The following is an 18,633-nucleotide window of genomic DNA, read 5'->3' as shown; positions in this document are numbered from 1 at the left end:
ATTACTATAAGCCCTGCCCATGCTCCGGCTGCTGTCCTTTTCTCAGTTTTCTTTTTTTCTTTCCTGGTTTCATTGAAATCGGATCGTATTCTGATTTAGCCAGCAGCATATCCAAAAAACTGTGCTGCTTAGGTGCAGGCAAGAAAGATTTAATTGGCTGAATCATATCCCGACCATACTCTTTCTGTTGATCCACAGCTCTTAATTTACCCTCCATCGCTAGTCTAATCTCCAGACTCCCGTTCTTTTGGGCATTTACATATTCAAAAGTCTCGGCCAGGCCACGTTTAAAATCAAAAGCCTGATCAAACACCCTTTCTCCGGAATTCTTAAACGCAGAACGATCGAACTCCCCAACCTTTTTAGAATGCTCCAAATTCCTTCCCCTGGATTTATTCATCGGACTGAGTTTAATTTTATTGCTGATATTTTTGCGGCTGACTATAATCTGTAGGTGCAATTGATCTCCAGGCTTTACTTTCCCCAATTCTTTTAAGCCTTGAATGACCTCGGGATCATTAAAACCATAATAACGGTAGTGCTCCAATTTCCCATACCAAAGCAAATCCCGATGGCTTTCAATTCCAGGTCGCTTAAAATTCCGGGCGTATTCATCCATCACCTTAATTGCATATGCCTTTAACTTCCGTTCTAGCTGCTGTTCAGAATATAAAGTTTTCAAATGGGCAATCTCTTTTTGACTAGGGCTAATGTTGATCAAAAAGAACTTAGCATCATCCCTACATAACTTAGCAATATTGCCATCCAGATTCATTTTCACCTCATAAGATGGTACGTCTGCCCTGCTGCCATTAAACCAGAACTCAAGCTTCGCATCCTCATTCACCCTATTCTCCTTATCCAGGTAATGTACTAGCTGTGCGCTGCTCCCTTTATTGTTCCCTTTTTCACTATCTGTGATATTGATGTGCATGGGTTTAGAGTTTAGTAATGAGTTTTTGGGTATCCAGGATCAATTCTTCCTTTTCTTTTGCCGAAGTGGTAAAGCCGAAACTATCTCTGGCCTTAATATAACTGTTCAAAATATAGAGGAATTTCATTTTTAGATCGCTTCGGCCTTGCTGCTCTTCCCTTAAATTCTTCATCAGCACAGCTGTTTCGGTTAAATGCTTAATGATCCCTTGCTGATTGCCTAATAGTTCTTTATTCACTTTTAAAATCTGCTCGTTGAAATATTTAACAATCTGCTCTTGACTGTTAATCATCCGGCTCACATCCTGTCTGATGGGAATCAGCAAGAGCTTTTCCTGAGCTTTAATGAAACTGGTATAGGTATCATGATTTCTGGAGAGCGCTTTCTTCAATAGCTCATCGCTGTTATCTGCGGGATCTTTACCAGAACGGAGGAAGTAATCCACCATCTGGTTAAACAACTGAAGCTTATTCCTACCTAATTTCAAACAGAGCTTCTCAATTTTCTCATCAGTACCTACTGTAAAACGTATCGACTTCACCTTTTCTTCTTTCATGACTTTTTAGAACTGGGTATGCCTTAGGGTATACCATCTTCGTGGATAAATACTATTTAAAAGAACCAAAGTATACCCGGAGTATACTTAACACCTCATTTGCAAAGCAATAGGAGGTAAAAGTGAGGCTCTGCCCAACTTCCGCTTGCTCCTTTTCTTTGAAGAGGAAAAGGACTTGACCTGCTTAGAGCTTACCCTCTTAACCTACATTATTTTTATTTAACAAAGTGATTTGACTGGCAAAATGCGGATGGTATGACGGGTGATATTCAATGTAATCCTCATTTACCAAGTCTTTCATGCACCTGTGATAGGTAGCAAATGAATGGATAGCCGAATGTTTCATTAGCTCCCGCCTTGATACACGAAATGGGTTTTGACATAAGCCATTGGTATAGCACATCAGGATAGCAGAATAAAGGCTAAAATGTGATTGATGGAAGCGCTTGTTCTTACTGGCAACTTTCAAAAAGCTGGTAAGTTGTTTTCCTGTATCCATCATGAGTTACCGATTTCGCCCAGCAATTGAATTATATCCTCATAGGCATAATAAAAAATACCTCCTATTTTTTCATAAGGCAGGATACCTTTAATCCGTAAGTTTTGAAGCGTACCGGATGATATCTTTAACAGCGCCCTGACTTCTGAACTACGAAGCCATTGTTTAGGTTGTGCATCAACTGATTTGATGGCTTGCTTAATTTCTTGAATAAGTTCGGACTTGAACTTTAACAGTTCCTCTTTGGTAAGAAGTTCGATCTGCATATTTGCCTCCGTTTTAAGTTTAAGAAGCAAATTTGTGGCAAGAAACGGAAGAAACAATGACCACTAGATCGATCTGGTCATATGAAAAGGCTGAACCCGTTGCTATTTTTTTGTAAAATTTGTCGGTATGACACTGAAAAGTCGATGTTCCGGTTGGATCGATGTACCTTTTATCGCTACATCGCCCCTTTTGTCCACAAAGTAATTTCGTGCCGTTTCGATGGGAATATTCTTTCCACCGTGCGAGAAATATTTGGCGATCATTTTTGCGAACGGAATTTTGTGGTCACTCTTTAGCAGTTTTCTTCCCGATGGCAATTCCAGTTCCCGCATTTGTTGGATAATGTCAATGAATGTTGACAAGTGCCCGTCGTCGATAAGAATCTTCACTGCAACTTCGTATTCAGTTAGCTCGCTAAGTTTCATCCTCAGCTTTTCGATCTCTTGCTTTTGGTTATGGATCAACTCATCTTTTTCGGCGATAACAATATGGGACGGTCTGGCATTCCATTCATCTATGCTCGTCAGATATTTTTGGAACTGTTGGAGCCTTTCAAGGTTCTGTCTGTGCATAGCATGGCTCCTGGAAAAAGGATCCTGCACCTCGAAGTGTTTGATCCTAGCTTGTATGGTCTGCCAGACATGGCGGAAAAAGCCTTCTTCACTAGCCAAGTTATTTTCTAGGGCATAATTAAGGTGATAACTGTAATAATTAGAAAACTCCTTTCCATCCATTTTGTAAATTTTCAGTAGGAAGTGGTTATCATCATGGCTATGCCATAAACCTATGAATGTTCCTAAGTCATACGGATGGGCAGAAAAAGAAAAAGGCTTGTGGGGTTTGAAATAGCTTGCACACATAGATTATTATTCCAGGATAAACTAAGTTAAGTTTTTTCGAAGAAATTTTATCAAACAGGAGTACAATAGAAAAACTTACCTCTTATGATAGAAGACTACGAGGAGACCACTCATCAGGACCTAAATTTAATTCAAAAACTTTGATTCTGATTTGCAAAGGCAATACGAACCGATTAATTTCAAACCCCTTTTCACCCTTGGGGCGTGGGTAGCACCAATATTTAAGATAGGTATCAAAAGCCAGTTACGTAAAGAACGGCCGCTTTAAAAGCAGTATTGCTGCAAAATTATTCGGCAGAAGATACTGACAAATGTTTGAAATACCAGTTAACTGAAAAAGATCTACTCTTTATTCAGGACACCCCTAAATAGGTGCAAACATTAGCGGTATCAAACCTGATTAAACCGAATCTCAAAACTTTTATAAATGGCCGTAAATTTATCATTAGCAAAAAAGTCTTTTCCTTTATCCAGAATAAATAGGTTGCCGAGGTTCCTGATCCTGCGTTTTTGACTATCCTGCGTATGAGTTATAAGGATCACTTGGTAAAGGTCCTTAACCTCGTAAGCCTTCTGCACTTCATACTTTGTTATTTCAAAGGAATCGTTATGGGCTCCACGCCCTTTAACCTCCACAAAATATTTATTGCCATCCGAATCGAGATATTCGATATCATAGCCATACTTGTCATCGCCCTGCGGGTTATAACCTGGGTGATTCTTCGGCGCCCTACTGGCGTTTTTGGAAACCCATTTTAGCCCGGTGTTTGCCTTAGCCAATAGTTGGTATGCAACTAGTTCCGCCGCCAGTCCAATCTTCTGCTTTTGGGCGTCATTTGCCGCACCGTCATAGTGGGAACCGGTTCCTTTGCCGCTGCCGCCGTGTCCTTCAGGCAGCGGGACGCTTTCTGTGGTGACGTCCTCTATTATTTCGTCTTCCCGGATATCCAACTCGGCTAATAAATCATCTGTCGCCGCATCTGGCCGCGGTTCCGGCTTAGTCTGCTGGCCGGCCAGCCAGACCTTAAAAGTCTGAACAAGGTAGGTGGTTTGTTCAAAGTAAAAGAGGCTACCCCATTTTAGGGTGTCCTTGAATGTATTTACCTGTTCTTCAGTACATGGTATTTTCGCGGCTTTCAATTCCAATTTGAATTGGTTGAGCTGCCGTAGATACAGCGGGTTTAAATTAAACCTCGCATAACTGGCCCGGATATCTTTCCGGCTGAGTGGCAGGTAATCGTAATGGGTATGAAGTAATTGTAAAAAATGCTCTTCTGGGTCATCGATGAGTAGGTCAACTAGGCAGTTTACCTTTAACTGTGAGGGGTATTCATCCAGTTTGGCCAGATAAGTTTGCTGCTCCGACCGTTTTTTATCCTTTAAATATCGATGAATATTTGCGTTAAACCCGTTCTCGAACTTGTTTTTCAGACGGCTGAGTTCGGCATCAAAGAGATACCGAAAATCCAGTTTAGGATAAATATGGGCATTGAGTTGAGGCAAACTAAGGCGAATGGCATGCAGTAACTTTTTCAATGGGCCAAGGTTATCTGCTTTACTTGTCTCCCTGAACTGGAAAGCTGAGGAAAATTCACTGATGGTATCGGTATTGGTTTCCAATAGCAGGGCGAGTCTAGGCAGGTCGATCTTTGTCTGGTTAAATATAGCCTCTCGGTCATTGATAGATTTGGCCGATAGAACAGCGTCCCAGAATTTTTGTCGGCCGGTCAAGGTCGAGGAACTTAATTTTTCCCGGATCTCCTGCAGCCGCTCCTCGGTAATCTCGCACTCATGCAGGTATTCCGAGCGATGTTTTGAATTTAAAAACCGGTATAATTCAAGGCGATAGCGACGTGGTTCTCTACTCGTGACCTCCACAAAAAGTGCGTTGATGGCTTCCGCCATTACCTTATTCCTGCTTGTAAAGAGGTCGCTTTTTATATGGAGTTCATAGTTAGCCTGGCGATCCACAAAGTAATCAGTTTCAATCGGAATGGGCGGCGAAATAGCCACAGAAACATTGATACGGATGCTGGCGCGTTCTTTAACGATGGTATTTTTGATCAGTTCTAGTTCCTTGTCCAGTACCTTGTCAATCATATATTCCAGGATGGCGATACTTTGCGGCAATTCCTCGAAGTAGTCGAGTAAGTTACTGGTTGTGGAAGCATCTGTATGTAGCAATTGCCGTGTGATCGAATCCGAAAACTTAGTGCCTATCTTGGCTGCAATCTTACCGAAAGTTTGCTTGTTGCTCAAGGTGAACTGGGGCTGTACAACCTGTTTGATGCTGAACGGTAAGATATCATAGTTGGGACGGTCATCAATATAAAAGATCTCCGAGCCCCGCTTCCAGTAAGTCGTATTTTTCACCTCATCCACGGCCAGAAACCATTGTTTGGCGAGCAGGGCCGTGTCTACCGCTTCTCCTTTCGAAAAGTAATAAAAGTCAAAAAGTTTATTAAGCAGCCGGTTATAAAAATCCGCGAACTCTTTGTTGTCCGTGTCCTTATCGCGATAGCGATCATATACGGCTTTAAGAAGGCCCGTGTAATTTTCCAGCGTATCCCCGTCCAAATGCCGCATACCCAGCAAGTCCAGCATAACTTTCTTATGGGCAAAAGCAACTGGAAAAACCTTGAGGTAACGTTTGATCACCTGGTTTTGCGGCTTAAAGAAATCTTTCTGATCGATACCAGTTATGTCAGTCGGCCGGTAAAATTCTTCCTCGCCTTTGAAACTTATCCAAGCAGCGCTTTTAAGGTATTTCAAAAATCCGGAATAAACCAATGTGAGCTCTTTGGGTACATTACGCCAATAAGAGCTTGAATTGGAGAACTGGATCCGCGACAAATAGTCGGCGCCAATAAATTCCTGGTACCGGCCCCAGTTGTTGAAGATCGCAGCCGTAAACCAATCATTCAGTTTTACAGGGATATCAAGCAGGCGGTCATTATTGAGAGTAAAAGGCGTAGTCGATAAGCCGGACAACTGTACCAGTTTTTTTTCGCGTTCATCGTTTCGGCTCGTATAGATACCCTTGGAAGAAACATAGACCGCCGGGATATTCCACGCGCCACAAAGTTTTAAAAAATCAAAAACTTGGTCAGGCTGTGCCGTGTAATCCTTGAAAACGGTTTCATCGACAAATTTTCCGTCCGGGTAGAGATGGCGCAAGTCGGCCGATTCCAAATAGACTGGGTGATAGATCGGAGAAAGCCATTTTTCTCTATCCTTGACGGGTAGCACGATCTTCTCCTGGATCTCTACCCAGGATTTGTTGTCAAGTTCCAGTCTGCTCAAATCGTTGAGGATAGCCGCATTCAGTGCGCCATCCGGAGCCATCAGTTTTAATAAACGACGCGTCAGTTGATAGGTACTGTATTCAACAATCCCCGTGCGGCTCCGGCCTTCTCGGAAATCGGTGATATTGATATCTGGGTGTATAAAATGGATTTTCCTTTTAATTTCCGGCGAAAGTTTAATGGACTTTTTATTACCGCCGTACAGCACGTCTTCTTCACTGCTTACTAGCTTCCACTGATCCGTCAGCAAAACCTTTTTGCCCGTGAGGTTCAATTCTTCATGTGCCGTCACATAATTGTAGAGGTTCTGGAAAAAGCTTGCGTTCCTGGCTTTCGCCTGCTTTTTACATTCCCCCTCGATCTCTTTGGCTATTTTTGAAAACTCTAGGTAATATGCATCAAATTCGTCCAACAGCCATTTCAGGGTTACCTGGTCTTCTATGTAGACGAGCTGCCTGCCATTGAGCTTACCATCGGGGAACAGGTCCCTGTCAAAGCCATCTGCAATGATCACCTGCTCAAGGGTATAATAAGTTTTCGTTACCTCGTCGTAAATGAATTTTTTATTCTTTAGGTTTTCCACAAAATGGTCGTACAATACCTGCAACTGCTCATCCGGCTGCCTCTTGAATGTCAGGATCCGGGTGATATTTGTTTTCGTAGTGCTGATTGCTTTGAGCAAATCCCCAGCCAGGTAGCCACCGATCGCTTTAAGAATATGCTCGTTGACAGATGAAGCCCGCAGGGATTTGCGTTCCGGGTCGACAATGAAATAACTATGGATAATAAAACGAAAGCCGGAAACGATCTCCAGCGGGTAAAACAGGTAGAGCTTGGTATTATCCATCAGCTTGACTTGTTTCTTTTCGTTCAGTTCCATCACTATTTTCAATTCAACAGACGGATCATCTTGAAATAACTTGCGCTCCTTCTTACTCAGCGTTCCGATCGCTTCCTGCGGTAGCTGGATGCGTTCCGGCGGGCTGTAAATTTTGAAACGATAGGGAGTGCCATCCTTTGTAACGGTCATGAGCGGTGAACCCGCTTTTTTGTCTATGAGATAGGTGATCTGCTTTTTGGGTGAACGGAACTCGACGTTGTTGATATTACCGAGCATGACCAGTTCCTTGACCTGTATCCGTTCAAAAGACTTCACGATATCTTCTTCCGAAATACCCCGTTTGAGTTTAAGCGCGACCTTGGTAACGATACCACTGGCCAATTCGGCCTCGCTAAGCGTTTCGGTGTCAAAGTGCGGGCAATAAAAAAGGGGAAGGTCTTCTTCGTCGATCCCCGGGTAATCCTTTGCGGTTCGCGAACGGTCGAAAAGTACCGAGCCAAACCTCGTAGTGATCTTGGGAACCTCGCTGATAGCCTGGACAGACTTAAAGCCGATCCCCTTGAAACCAATTAGATCTTGACTTTGCTTACCGCTTCGCCCGATAGTCGTGATCGCCTCGATCCCCTGTTCATTAAATTCTGCACCAGTATTCGCTATCGTCAGAAGGTCGTTTTCAAGCAGGATAAGTACTTCTCCGTCTTTATCAACAGCCTTGTTGGCATCTCGGACATTTTGGATCAGTTCGAAAAGAAACCGCCCCTCGTAAGCTTGCTGTAAATAAAGTTCTGCCTCAGCGATAGTCGAAAAACCAGTGCTGGGTGTTGTTAATGATAATTTATAAAGCGTTGTGACTTTTTGTTGAAGATCCATGAAGCGATGAGGAAAGTTTGAAGATACAAATGATTTCAATAATCCTTCAAAATTTACTGCCGAAACCAAACCTCAATTGTCGAACTACATGTAATAACAGCACGTAAAATTATTTCAAAGGCGTTTGCTTTAGGGATTCCGGATTAATTTCAACGTCTAAAAACCTTAGTTCTTATTCATTAACCAACTGCCGATACACTACGGACTTTTCAATATTTGTTACTAAATCCAATAACTCCCATAATGCTGAAGGGCATTACATTAGAGTATTGCCCATATTAAGAGAGAATTTGAGAAGCCGGGTTTGGCAAAAAACCACCTGGCTTTTTTTGATTTTAATAAAACTTAACTGAGAATTACTCAGTGTTCTTGGGCTCATCAAAATAATCAAGCTTTCCTATTTTGCCCTTAATGTAATCCAAGTTATTTTGCTCTTCTTGTTCACCATCCGATGCAATTGTCATCCCAATTCCTAAATGTATCTGTTCAGCTTCAATATCATAGACAATCTTATTAATTGAGGTTTGTATCTGATAATAAGCAAATGCTATTTCTTCAACTTCAGCCAGTGTAATATCAGAGATAATGAATCTATGAATAACTCTATTCCTGTCATCATAAAGCTCATACAATTCGTCAAGTTTATCTTGGTCTATCACCCCAAGTTCTAGCGCTTTTTTATACACATCTTTTTCAGATTTCTTTCTATCTGTTAAGCCTTGATGAATCCATTCTCGTTCAATCTTCATGTCGGAATTAACAATCTGTAACTTGAGAACAATTCCTATTCTTAACAGAGCGTCAATCTGATTACCCAATATACAAGTTGCTTCAAAAAACGCCTTATTCTCAACTGCCTTACTTAAAATTAGTGCTGTTGCGCCTACCCCCTGTATGAACATATCAAATAGATATGAATTTATGTGCTCTTGTCTTTTATCAACATCAACTAGCTGAAAACCAGATAATATTTCATGTACAACATCGACCTTCTCCTGTATGGGTTTTGCATCTAAATCTTTATCCGGCTCATTAGCATGAGTAAGCGTAAACAGAACCTTCGTATCCCCATACTTTCCTGTCCATGCTCTCACAGTAAGGTCATCCCCTACGCTGTCATCAAGCCTATAAAATTTCTTTCCACCTAGCTCTATCTCTTCAGATTTCTCTATTAGGGTGTTAAATTGGTCCTTTTGCTCGGTTGAAGTTAGTTCGCGAATTGATAATTGGAAAATATCAAATTTCCATTTCTCATATTCTTGAAATGTATGAACATTACTATCATTAAGGTGATATTTCCAAGTCACAGGTACTTTCACCTAAAAATTACCTTCTTTATCAATAAATCTTTTCATAAACAAATTTCTAATTATGATGATCTCCTTTTGATGGTCCCCGAAATCATCGGCAATAAAAAAGGAGATGCGCTTGCACATCTCCCAGTATCTAAAAAATACTTAATCATCTCGTCAACTAAAATTTAATTTTCAGTCTAAAACTTCTGAAGCTTATTTCAAAATGGAATTTCTTCCATAATAAAATCAGCAATAACATAGATCCCATTACTCTTCTCGTAATTATTGTTAATAAATAATTATCTAATTTTTATGAAGTATCTGCTCTTTTTTCAATGATCTACTGCAAAGATAGTAGATTTAAGATACTTGGCCCACCATACTTTTCATTTAAAATGGGTATCTTTTCATCTTGATCAGTACCAAGATGACCAGTATAAACTGAACCTACATCTTGGCGTACCTATTTAAAAACTCCTTTTTCTTAACAACTCGAAGGTAAAGTAGAGGTATACCTACAGGTTGTAGAGATCAATGTTAATTTTGAACTGGATTCTGGATAAAGAAGCAGACCATTTTCCAAATCTGATGAGAAACAAGTTTCCAGACAGCAAGTAGACTTTTACTGCCACTATGAATACTTTCGTATTCATACACAATCCGATAGCTGGCGGATTATATAACTTTACAAAAAGCGCTTATAAAATGACTATTGACAAGGTTGAACTAAATAAATTAAAAAGTTACTCCGGAAAAACTACCCAATCCTTTGAGCAGCTCATCTATAGCCTAATGAAAAAGGAATACGGCGAATTGGGTAAATTTACCCCGATTGCAGGCGAAGGTGGAGATTCAGGAGTCGAGTTCTACCTGGATCTGCCTAGTGGTGAGCGATGGGGCTGGCAATGCAAATGGTTTGATGACAATGGACGTTTAAGCCAAAGTAGTAGATACACATCCATTGAAAGTTCACTAGAAACAAGTTGTAAAAACCATGCAAACCTCACCAGGTGGTTTTTATGCCTCAGAACCAACCTAACCGTTAGCATGGTCACAAAAACAGACAAGCAAAAAAAAGGTGAACGGGAATGGTTTGAGCAAACATTACCCTTAAAAATCCCTACCGACAGAAATATCCAGATTGATTTTATTGGTGAGGATGATATCATTAACCTAATAGGCAATGCCAAAAATATAGGGATACGGAATTTCTTTTTTGGTGAGCTGGAAGTCGATCAACAATGGTTCGCCAACAGATTCAATGAGAGTTTTGAACAGGTAAAAGACAAATATGAACCTGAGCTTCATACAATGGATGAATATATCCAATCCATCATTGACTTCAAACTTATAAATCCTGAGTACAATATCCTTTTGGGATCAACTGTGGAAAAGTTGAAAGGAAAGGATATCGACGTCCTTGAAGAGCTTAAAATTTTCAGGAATCAGTCTACGCATAGTATAGAAGAAAAAGAGATAAAAGAACAGGGACTGACTCTATTTGTGGAGTTCGATCAGCATAAACAAACGGCTTTTGAAATCCTAAAGGGAATCGAAAAGTGCATATTAAACTATGATATCCAGGCATTAGAAAACCTGAACTTTGATGACCAACAGGCCATATTTCAAGAATACTTAGACAGGTTAAGCGAATACACAAATTCCGGTAGGGAAACGATTCAGGGGTCAGCCAAAATAACCTATTTCAGCATTAGTAGATTTTTTGAGGAATTGGAAAGTTTTCTAAAAAACTACATACATGCACTTGATAATGAGATCCATTTTATTGCAAGTCCTGCTGAGGGCAAAACGCATACCAGCTGCGACATCGCCTACAAACGAATCCAGAAAGACTTGCCTGCGGTTTTTTTAACTGGAGACAAATTCAATCATGAAACAAACCTGGAACAAAGCATTTTAAAGCTGCTAGACATTCCGACAAATTACAACTTTGAAGACCTATTAACGGCAATAAATATTTATGGTTCCTTAGCAAAGGTCAGGATACCGTTCATAATCGATGGCTTAAACGAAACTGTACACAATAAATTATTTTCTACGATTTGGCGGACACATCTTCCTTCACTATCCGCAAAAATTAAAAGATTTCCAAATCTCGTCATTATCACTACATGTAGACGATCTTATAAGGACGAAGTATGGGTGAACTATAATCCTAAATCATTTGAATATCTAAGCGGATTTAATAATTACCAGACTACAAAGGAGGCGATTGAAAAATACTTCAGCAAATACCACATTAAGTCTGATCTAAATTTTTCCAACTTAAACGGATTTAAAAAACCAATCTTTCTGAGGCTATTCTGTGAAATCAAAAACCCAAACTGGCAGTCGGGAAATGAGGTTGAAGTATTTATTGATGACGATTCATCAGACAGTCTTTTTGAAACCTATTTTAAACAGATTAACACGTCGGTCACACTTAAATACCACATGATCCGCAAAAATGATCCGTTTATCCAAAACGGCCTTGCTAAGATTGCGCGATATCTGTGGGAAAACAATGCCAGGGAAATATCAATCGCAGACTATTATACATTGATAGATGGCCCAGGAGATTATAGTGAAGAGACCTCTAAAGCAGATATTCTGATCAAAGAAGGGCTGATTATCACCCGTGATCTTCGCAGTGAAAAAGAGTTCATCAGCATCACTTATGAATTGATGTCGGGTTACCTTATCGCAAGGTACCTCATTGATAATCTAAGCGAGAAAGACTTTCAGCCGCAAAAGGATTTTCATAAAAAGGTCAGTACCAAAAGTGAGCGCCACCCTTTGTATGAAAATATCATTGGGGAACTGGCTTTGCTATTTCCAAAACATAAACTAAAAATGCTACATGAACTTTATAGTTTATCAGAGGATAAGGAAATTCATTCTGCATCGATAAATGCGCTTTGGAAACTACAGAGCCAATATATCGGCGAAAAGGATGTTGAAATTGTTCGAAGATATTTCAGGGAAAAGCCGAAAAGCAGGCCGCATATCATTGCTATGTGTACCGACACAATTACCAGCACCACACATCCACTCAACGTTCATTTTTTATCTGGAGAGCTTTTAAAGCTGGATGTCTGGGAACGTGACCTTTCCTGGACTGAATATGTGCGAAGATCTGCCGGAAGTCTTACGCCCTATGTTAATCAATTTGAACAGCAGTGTAAAGATGGATTGTTAGATTCGAAAATTAGTACTGATAAGCTACACCTTGCAGCTGAATATATACAATTGTTTCTGGTTTCAACGAACAGGCACTTAAGGGACAATACGACCAGAGCACTTTATTATTACGGAAGGAGATATTATCAGCAATTTACTGATATGACCATACGCTCCCTAGGTTGTAATGACCCCTATCTTTGGGAGAGAACACTCGCTGCTTTGTATGGAGTCTGTATGGCAACACACCACAACGACGATTTTCAGCAGAACTGTCTTCCTAGAATAGCAAATTCTCTTTATGAGCAACTGTTCACAGAACAGGCTCCATACTACACGACTCACGCGCTAGCCCGGGATTATGCAATCAGATGTATCAGGATTGCTTTGATACATAATAAGAACCTTCTGACGGATTTGCAAATTGGTAGAATTACGCGCCCCTATCCCTCGGATAAGCCAGAGCCTCCAATGGTTGAAGATCAGGAAAATACAACTTTCAGACCACCTTTGGGGATGGATTTCAGCAATTATACCATTGGTTATATTGTAGAAGATGGGCATTCATATAGCAATCCTCCCGAAAAACAAAAGGTCAGAAGACAAATCCTGCATAGAATTGAACAATTTGGGTGGAACGAAGACCGTTTCAAATCGATAGATGAAAGTTTTGCGCGCGATCCCTATAACAGACATGAGCGTCCTGCTGTGGAACGGTACGGTAAAAAGTATTCACGATCAGCATTTTTCGAAATTGCGGGTTATCGTGAGAATTTGGGGCTGATTCCAAAGGACACTAAACAATTCAGGATTTCAAGCGCAGACCTTGATCCGAGCTTTCCTGAGCCTACGAAAACCGAAAAATTCTTTGATGGCGACCTGCTTGGTGACAAGTCGATATCCCTAATGGACTGGCTAAAAACGGAGGATTTCCCATTGATTGAGGAATATCTTGAACCAAATCTTATTGATGCCCATCAGTTTGTTTGTGTGGACGGATACATCAGGCAAAATGATGAGCAATGCTTACGGGAGCGTTTTACATTTATCAGGAGCTTGATGGTCAATGAGGATGAATATGGCGATCTGTTGGCTAGGATTACAAAGCAGTCCTTGAAAGATCGATGGCTCCCTGAAAAACATGAAAACACGGATGCTTATGCAGGTGAAATTTACCTTTTTGAAGATGCAACTTACAGTAATGAAACCACTGTTGAATTTATAATTTCAAGTATTGAAAAAACGGTAAAACGTGGGGAGATAGGTTATTTTCCGGATCATAAAATGAAAAAGTCAAAAGATGGCGGCCTTGTTTTTGGCAAAACCTACCCCAAATCCAAAACGATTACTGTTCGGAACATAAAGGAATTCGAAGTTTTGATGCCCGTGATGAACTATCATGGTCCATCAGATAATAAAGAAATAAACAAGGCCAGCTCAACTACAATGTTAGCCAAAGAAATTGCAATGGATTTGGGACTGGTTGAGCTGGCGCAGACCTTCGATTTATTTGACACCGAAGGGAATCTGGCATGCAAAAACATAAATTATTATGAGGACTCCGACAATACGCACTATATGACCTACCTGCGTAAAGACCTCTTGAACAAATATCTTGAAAAAAACAAGCTAAAGTTCTTTTGGGCTATATGGGGTGAAAGAGAGCCATCATTGGGTTACCGACGTGCTGGTGATTTTGAGGAAGGGGACAAAATAGAAGACTATTTTGTGTTTCAGAAAATCATCGAATATAAGTAAGCGAATTTGTGTTCCCCTATGCTATTACGCTTTAAGGTATTTGAGTAACTATCATAAAACGGCCGAAGGAGATATCAGTTGGAAATCTTTTCACCCTGCCTTCATGAACTACTGTATTATTCTTTTTCCAACACACATGCCAGTCGTAATGTGCAGGATAGACAATTGGTTGCTGCAAAATTCTGGTACCATCTATAAAAGACAGGTTCCAGGCAGCATTTGGAGCGAGGCCGGATATCGCGTAGGTGTCCATATGCCACAATTCCAGCGTCTCCTCAGCAGCCAGGGCGGACATTTCTTTAATCGGAATTATTACCTTAAACAGTTCCTTTTCGTCAAGTCTTCTATTTTTTTTATCTTCAGGAAACTCCTTAAAACCGAGCTGTTTCCATGTAGTTTCTGACTCGACTGAAGTGGATTGAAGGTCGATTACCTGAACGTCGTTCTTTTGAAAATTGTCAATAAGTGCATCAAGTAGAGTCGTGAGAAAACCTTTTCTGCGGAAATCCGGGTGTGTTTCAGCAATAGAGATTCTCGCTGTGTTAGTGGTATAATGCTTCCATGCTATAAATGAAACCACCTTTTTCTCCCATTTAAGGATGATCAAAGTATTTTCCCTAAAACTCTGGTCAAGAACACCCCTACCTGTAAAGAATCCTGTTCTGGTTACTTTGTATTCTGCTTCTAACCATTCTTCAATCTCATCTATATCATTTCGAGTTGGATTAAGGACCGTCTTTAAATCATTCATGACTATGTGTTAAAAAAAGCAGGCCTTAAAGGCCCGCAAAAAAAATTAAGTTAAAATAAAGCTAATCAGCTTACCTAGTGAATAGGCCCTTGATCAAGAGAAAAAAAGCAATGATCGCTGCTGCAATCATTAAAGAGTTCCAGGATACTAAATGCTCCTTAACTGGACTGTCCGCATGCAGCTGAACTACAGGAGCAGAGCTATTCAGCTTGCCGCTATTATGGCGGCGGAGTTTACCATTTAGGATGGCGCATTCTGCTGACACCTGTTTGTAGGATTTATTAAACATATCTACTATTTTGATAATCACAAGATAGGCAAAATTCCAATACGAAAAAAAGAGGGCCTAGAGCAGTCCCAGACAAAAACACATAGTGAGTTCACTTTTCCCCGCAAAACTCGACTTTGACGGAGAGCAACATCGAACTCCTAGGACGAATGTGTAGCCAACACTATAGTTTTTACCGAACCTGAAGACCTGTAAGCCTATTTTAATACGTGCTTGTTGCCTTTCGGCTTTACGTAAATTCATATAATTTCAATTGCATGATTAAAGAACAGAAATACCAACGCTGATGTCCGGTATATCGTTAATAAAAAAGGAGACCGAAGTCTCCTAAGGTTTTATTACTTTTCCACAGCTACTTTCTGTTTTTTAGATCGTGTAATAACTTCAGACGTATCAATGATGTCATCAGCTTCAGCCAAAGTGAATTTAGCTCTACCATTCAATACCCCAACTTCATAACTTTGGTTAGGTTCAATAATCATAAAATGATCACAGGTAATTACAAACTGCTTGTTTGTAGCCGTTAGCCCATACGAATTATTTACATCCCTGTTGTGTGGCTCTGCTCCTTTAAGTATTCCAGCAACTAAGGTCAAACCGAAATTGTCTTTAGCGATGGTTATTGCTTTGGTAGCGTAAATGTTCTCGTCATCTGGTGTAAAGAATTGGCACATACCATCATCAACTCCAAGACCACTTCTTAATGAAGGAAACCCTGCGCTTTCTAATGCTTTGACCCGGTTCATTCTGTCTGCCTTGTTCAGGACTTTAATTTCATTGTTCATAATGTTTTGTAATTAGTTGTGTGACGTTCTTTTTAGTTTTGGAAGGTAATTCCACCATTCGATGGCGGGGGCTTACTTGCCAAAATCCGGCAGGGGCTGTCGAGGGTGAGGTGTTCCCGAATAATTAATGCACAAACATTATTTTGAAAAAAAAATTAAACCGCTAGCAGTAAAAAGAGAATACCAACGAGTTCCATTATGCTATTCAAATTAATTCCCTACATTGATGTAATTAATTAACGATGTACATACATCATCGGATAGCAATCACTTGATCTGTATTTAATATAGCTAAGTCGCTACTAATTCATTAACACTCTCAAAAATGTCACAATTAGAATTAAAACAACAAGCCAAAAAATTACGAAAAGAAAAAAAATACGAGGAGGCACTTTTGGTTTACCTTAACCTTTGGGAAAACGAGAAAGATGCTTGGACTGGATACTTTATTGCCCTTTGCCTACGACAGACAGACCAGTTAGTAGAATGCAGAGAATTTCATATAAAATTCGGGCTGCTATTTCCAAATTTCCCTCAAATAAAGTCTGAGCTTTTATGGCTTAATTATAAAGATAGGGTCAAGAATTATGACAATCCAGATTTCAGAAAGGATGCAGATCTGATCCTGAGCCAGACAGACAAGTATAATCCCGAAACAAACAAGATATTTATAAAAACAGTTCTAGCTGTTGCAATTAGATTATCATCCTATTCCTTCTCTGAAAAACTTGAATGGCTCGAAAAACTCGATCAGTCTATTCTAGACAATAATGTTTTTAGATTCAATGATATAGCATATCCCGCTGACAGGAAGCGTTACTTTCTAGAATATGCTGATGCCTTGATCAATCTTGGCACCCACAAACATTATATTACTGAACAAATGTCAAAGCTCAACTTCACGGGAAATAAGCGAGCCGAGTTTTTGGAAAAAATGATAGAAGAATTCACCTACTTGAATTGGGAGGGAAAAAAGGGTGTTTCGAAAGTCAAACTCGCAAGGGTATTAAAAAATCTCTCAGAAGAGATCCACCTACGGCAAAAAAAGAATGTAGAGAAGGCATACATACAGAATAAGACGCTTTCTGTCAGTGATCTTTCCCGTTACCTATTTTGCCCAGTCAGTTATGCCATCAATAGAACCTATAAGGTTTATTCTTCAGAAAACTGGGAAAAAGACGAATGGAAAAGAGAGAAATTATACCTTGGTGATAGGTACAGAAAATTTTATGAATCAAAAAAATTTGAGGACGTATTCAAGGACACCAAGTTAGAAGTGACTCAGAATTTTAAGGAAAAATTCCAAGCTATTTTTGATTCCAAGATTGAACTCAATAATGTCACGACGAAGGAGCCTCGAATCATGACAAGTCATTCTAAAAATATGAAAGGAGCACCTGATTACATTTTCTTGCACCCAAAAGGTAATAGATTTGTGCTTACTGAAAAGTTCAGTCATTACAGCTCGTCGGACTACAATAATCCTTTTGAAAGTGATCTTATTAAGCATTATGCTTTCTTACAGGAGTTCACCAACTACCATATACACTTCGGTCTCTTTTTAACTTGGTATTATACCTTTCAAGATGTGGAGGACGGGAAGGAAGGAGAGAAAGAAATGGTAATCAGCCATTATAGGTTGATAAAGGTTAAACTTGATCCAAAACGGATTATATCCCTTAACTCAACAATAGAGAAATTAAAGGTATTTAGTAAGGATGCAATTATGATGGTAGACGGCGAAAAGCTATCCCAGCCAAAAAAATGTCTTAACTGTAGTGTGATAAGTTATTGTCACCATAAAACGGGACAGTTTAACAAGATCGAGCTACCTTATGAACTTATGCCTTTACAGGATAATACTACACCAAAAACATCAGAAATTCGGGCTGAAGATGATCTTCCATTTTGAGTTCCAGTTTATCTCACTTATGAAAAGTATAGTATAATCCAATCCAGACACAATTAGTATAGTTCAGGAGAATCTGATGCTAAGTGGCATGAAACTTATGAAAAAGACAAAAAAATCTAATTTCAGAGGAAACCTGATACTATGTATACCTTTAAAAACATAGATTTGACACCTAGCTTTAGTTCATATTAACGAATAAAGGTTTAAGTATATAAGTGTAGAGCTTGTTAAATACTAATATTAGGCCATCAAGAGAGCTGATCCCATCCTTGTTTGTACTTAAAAGCATCATAAAAGCGACAACCAATCCAACAACCACATAATAAAAAAACCTCTCAATTAAAAAACTGAAAGGGCTAAATGTGGTCCCGATAGAAAAAACAGTGGTTTCTGTAGGTCAAAAAGCATCAAAACAGGTCACATTTAATCAGATCTGGTCATATTAATTTACCCTTTTTTTTACCCCTTAAGACTTAATGTGCTATTTAAAGATTTGGTATCGAAAATAAGAACGGCTTGATTTTGCTCATA

The 18,633-nt window shown here is 39.7% G+C and carries 11 protein-coding genes; 2 read left to right on the top strand and 9 right to left on the bottom strand.

Annotation, left to right across the window (positions count from 1 at the left end):
• Positions 1-4: 4 nt before the first annotated feature.
• The 6 genes from AQ505_RS08855 to AQ505_RS08825 all read right to left on the bottom strand — a co-directional run bounded on the left by AQ505_RS08855 (position 5) and on the right by AQ505_RS08825 (position 9,451).
• On the bottom strand, positions 5-934 hold the full coding sequence (locus AQ505_RS08855) for a DUF5712 family protein (RefSeq protein ID WP_062547844.1): 930 nt from the start codon (positions 932-934) through the stop codon (positions 5-7).
• Positions 935-938: 4 nt separating this feature from the next.
• On the bottom strand, positions 939-1,490 hold the full coding sequence (locus AQ505_RS08850; protein WP_062547843.1) for a BfmA/BtgA family mobilization protein: 552 nt from the start codon (positions 1,488-1,490) through the stop codon (positions 939-941).
• Between the two features lie 498 nt (positions 1,491-1,988).
• A complete protein-coding gene (locus AQ505_RS08840) occupies positions 1,989-2,255 on the bottom strand; it encodes a helix-turn-helix domain-containing protein (protein ID WP_062550936.1) in 267 nt (88 codons plus the stop codon).
• 102 nt (positions 2,256-2,357) lie between these two features.
• Positions 2,358-2,990, bottom strand: a complete 633-nt coding sequence (locus AQ505_RS08835) for a hypothetical protein (protein WP_157262271.1) — start codon at positions 2,988-2,990, stop codon at positions 2,358-2,360.
• A gap of 516 nt (positions 2,991-3,506) precedes the next feature.
• Entirely contained in the window at positions 3,507-8,171 is a 4,665-nt protein-coding gene (locus AQ505_RS08830) for a sacsin N-terminal ATP-binding-like domain-containing protein (protein ID WP_157262269.1), read from the bottom strand.
• 317 nt (positions 8,172-8,488) lie between these two features.
• Positions 8,489-9,451 carry a hypothetical protein gene (locus AQ505_RS08825; RefSeq protein ID WP_062547839.1) on the bottom strand — a complete coding sequence of 321 codons (963 nt, stop codon included), beginning with the start codon at positions 9,449-9,451 and terminating at the stop codon, positions 8,489-8,491.
• Between the two features lie 609 nt (positions 9,452-10,060).
• Here AQ505_RS08825 and AQ505_RS08820 point away from each other — a divergent pair.
• Positions 10,061-14,365 (top strand): hypothetical protein, encoded by a 4,305-nt coding sequence (locus tag AQ505_RS08820; protein WP_157262267.1) that lies wholly within the window; start codon positions 10,061-10,063, stop codon positions 14,363-14,365.
• A 31-nt stretch (positions 14,366-14,396) separates the two neighbouring features.
• Here the strand turns inward: AQ505_RS08820 and AQ505_RS08815 are convergent, their stop codons facing one another.
• The 3 genes from AQ505_RS08815 to AQ505_RS08805 all read right to left on the bottom strand — a co-directional run bounded on the left by AQ505_RS08815 (position 14,397) and on the right by AQ505_RS08805 (position 16,190).
• A complete protein-coding gene (locus AQ505_RS08815) occupies positions 14,397-15,116 on the bottom strand; it encodes a GNAT family N-acetyltransferase (protein ID WP_062547837.1) in 720 nt (239 codons plus the stop codon).
• 70 nt (positions 15,117-15,186) lie between these two features.
• Entirely contained in the window at positions 15,187-15,405 is a 219-nt protein-coding gene (locus AQ505_RS08810) for a hypothetical protein (RefSeq protein WP_062547836.1), read from the bottom strand.
• 338 nt (positions 15,406-15,743) lie between these two features.
• Positions 15,744-16,190 carry a hypothetical protein gene (locus AQ505_RS08805; protein ID WP_062547835.1) on the bottom strand — a complete coding sequence of 149 codons (447 nt, stop codon included), beginning with the start codon at positions 16,188-16,190 and terminating at the stop codon, positions 15,744-15,746.
• A gap of 325 nt (positions 16,191-16,515) precedes the next feature.
• Between AQ505_RS08805 and AQ505_RS08800 the strand changes: the two genes are divergently transcribed.
• Positions 16,516-18,102 (top strand): hypothetical protein, encoded by a 1,587-nt coding sequence (locus AQ505_RS08800; RefSeq protein ID WP_062547834.1) that lies wholly within the window; start codon positions 16,516-16,518, stop codon positions 18,100-18,102.
• Positions 18,103-18,633 lie beyond the last annotated feature (531 nt).

It is taken from the genome of Pedobacter sp. PACM 27299, from assembly GCF_001412655.1.
In the GTDB taxonomy this organism is placed as follows: Bacteria; Bacteroidota; Bacteroidia; order Sphingobacteriales; family Sphingobacteriaceae; genus Pedobacter.
The sequence above is the reverse complement of the archived record's forward strand: the minus strand, read 5'-3'. Positions and strand labels throughout refer to the sequence as shown.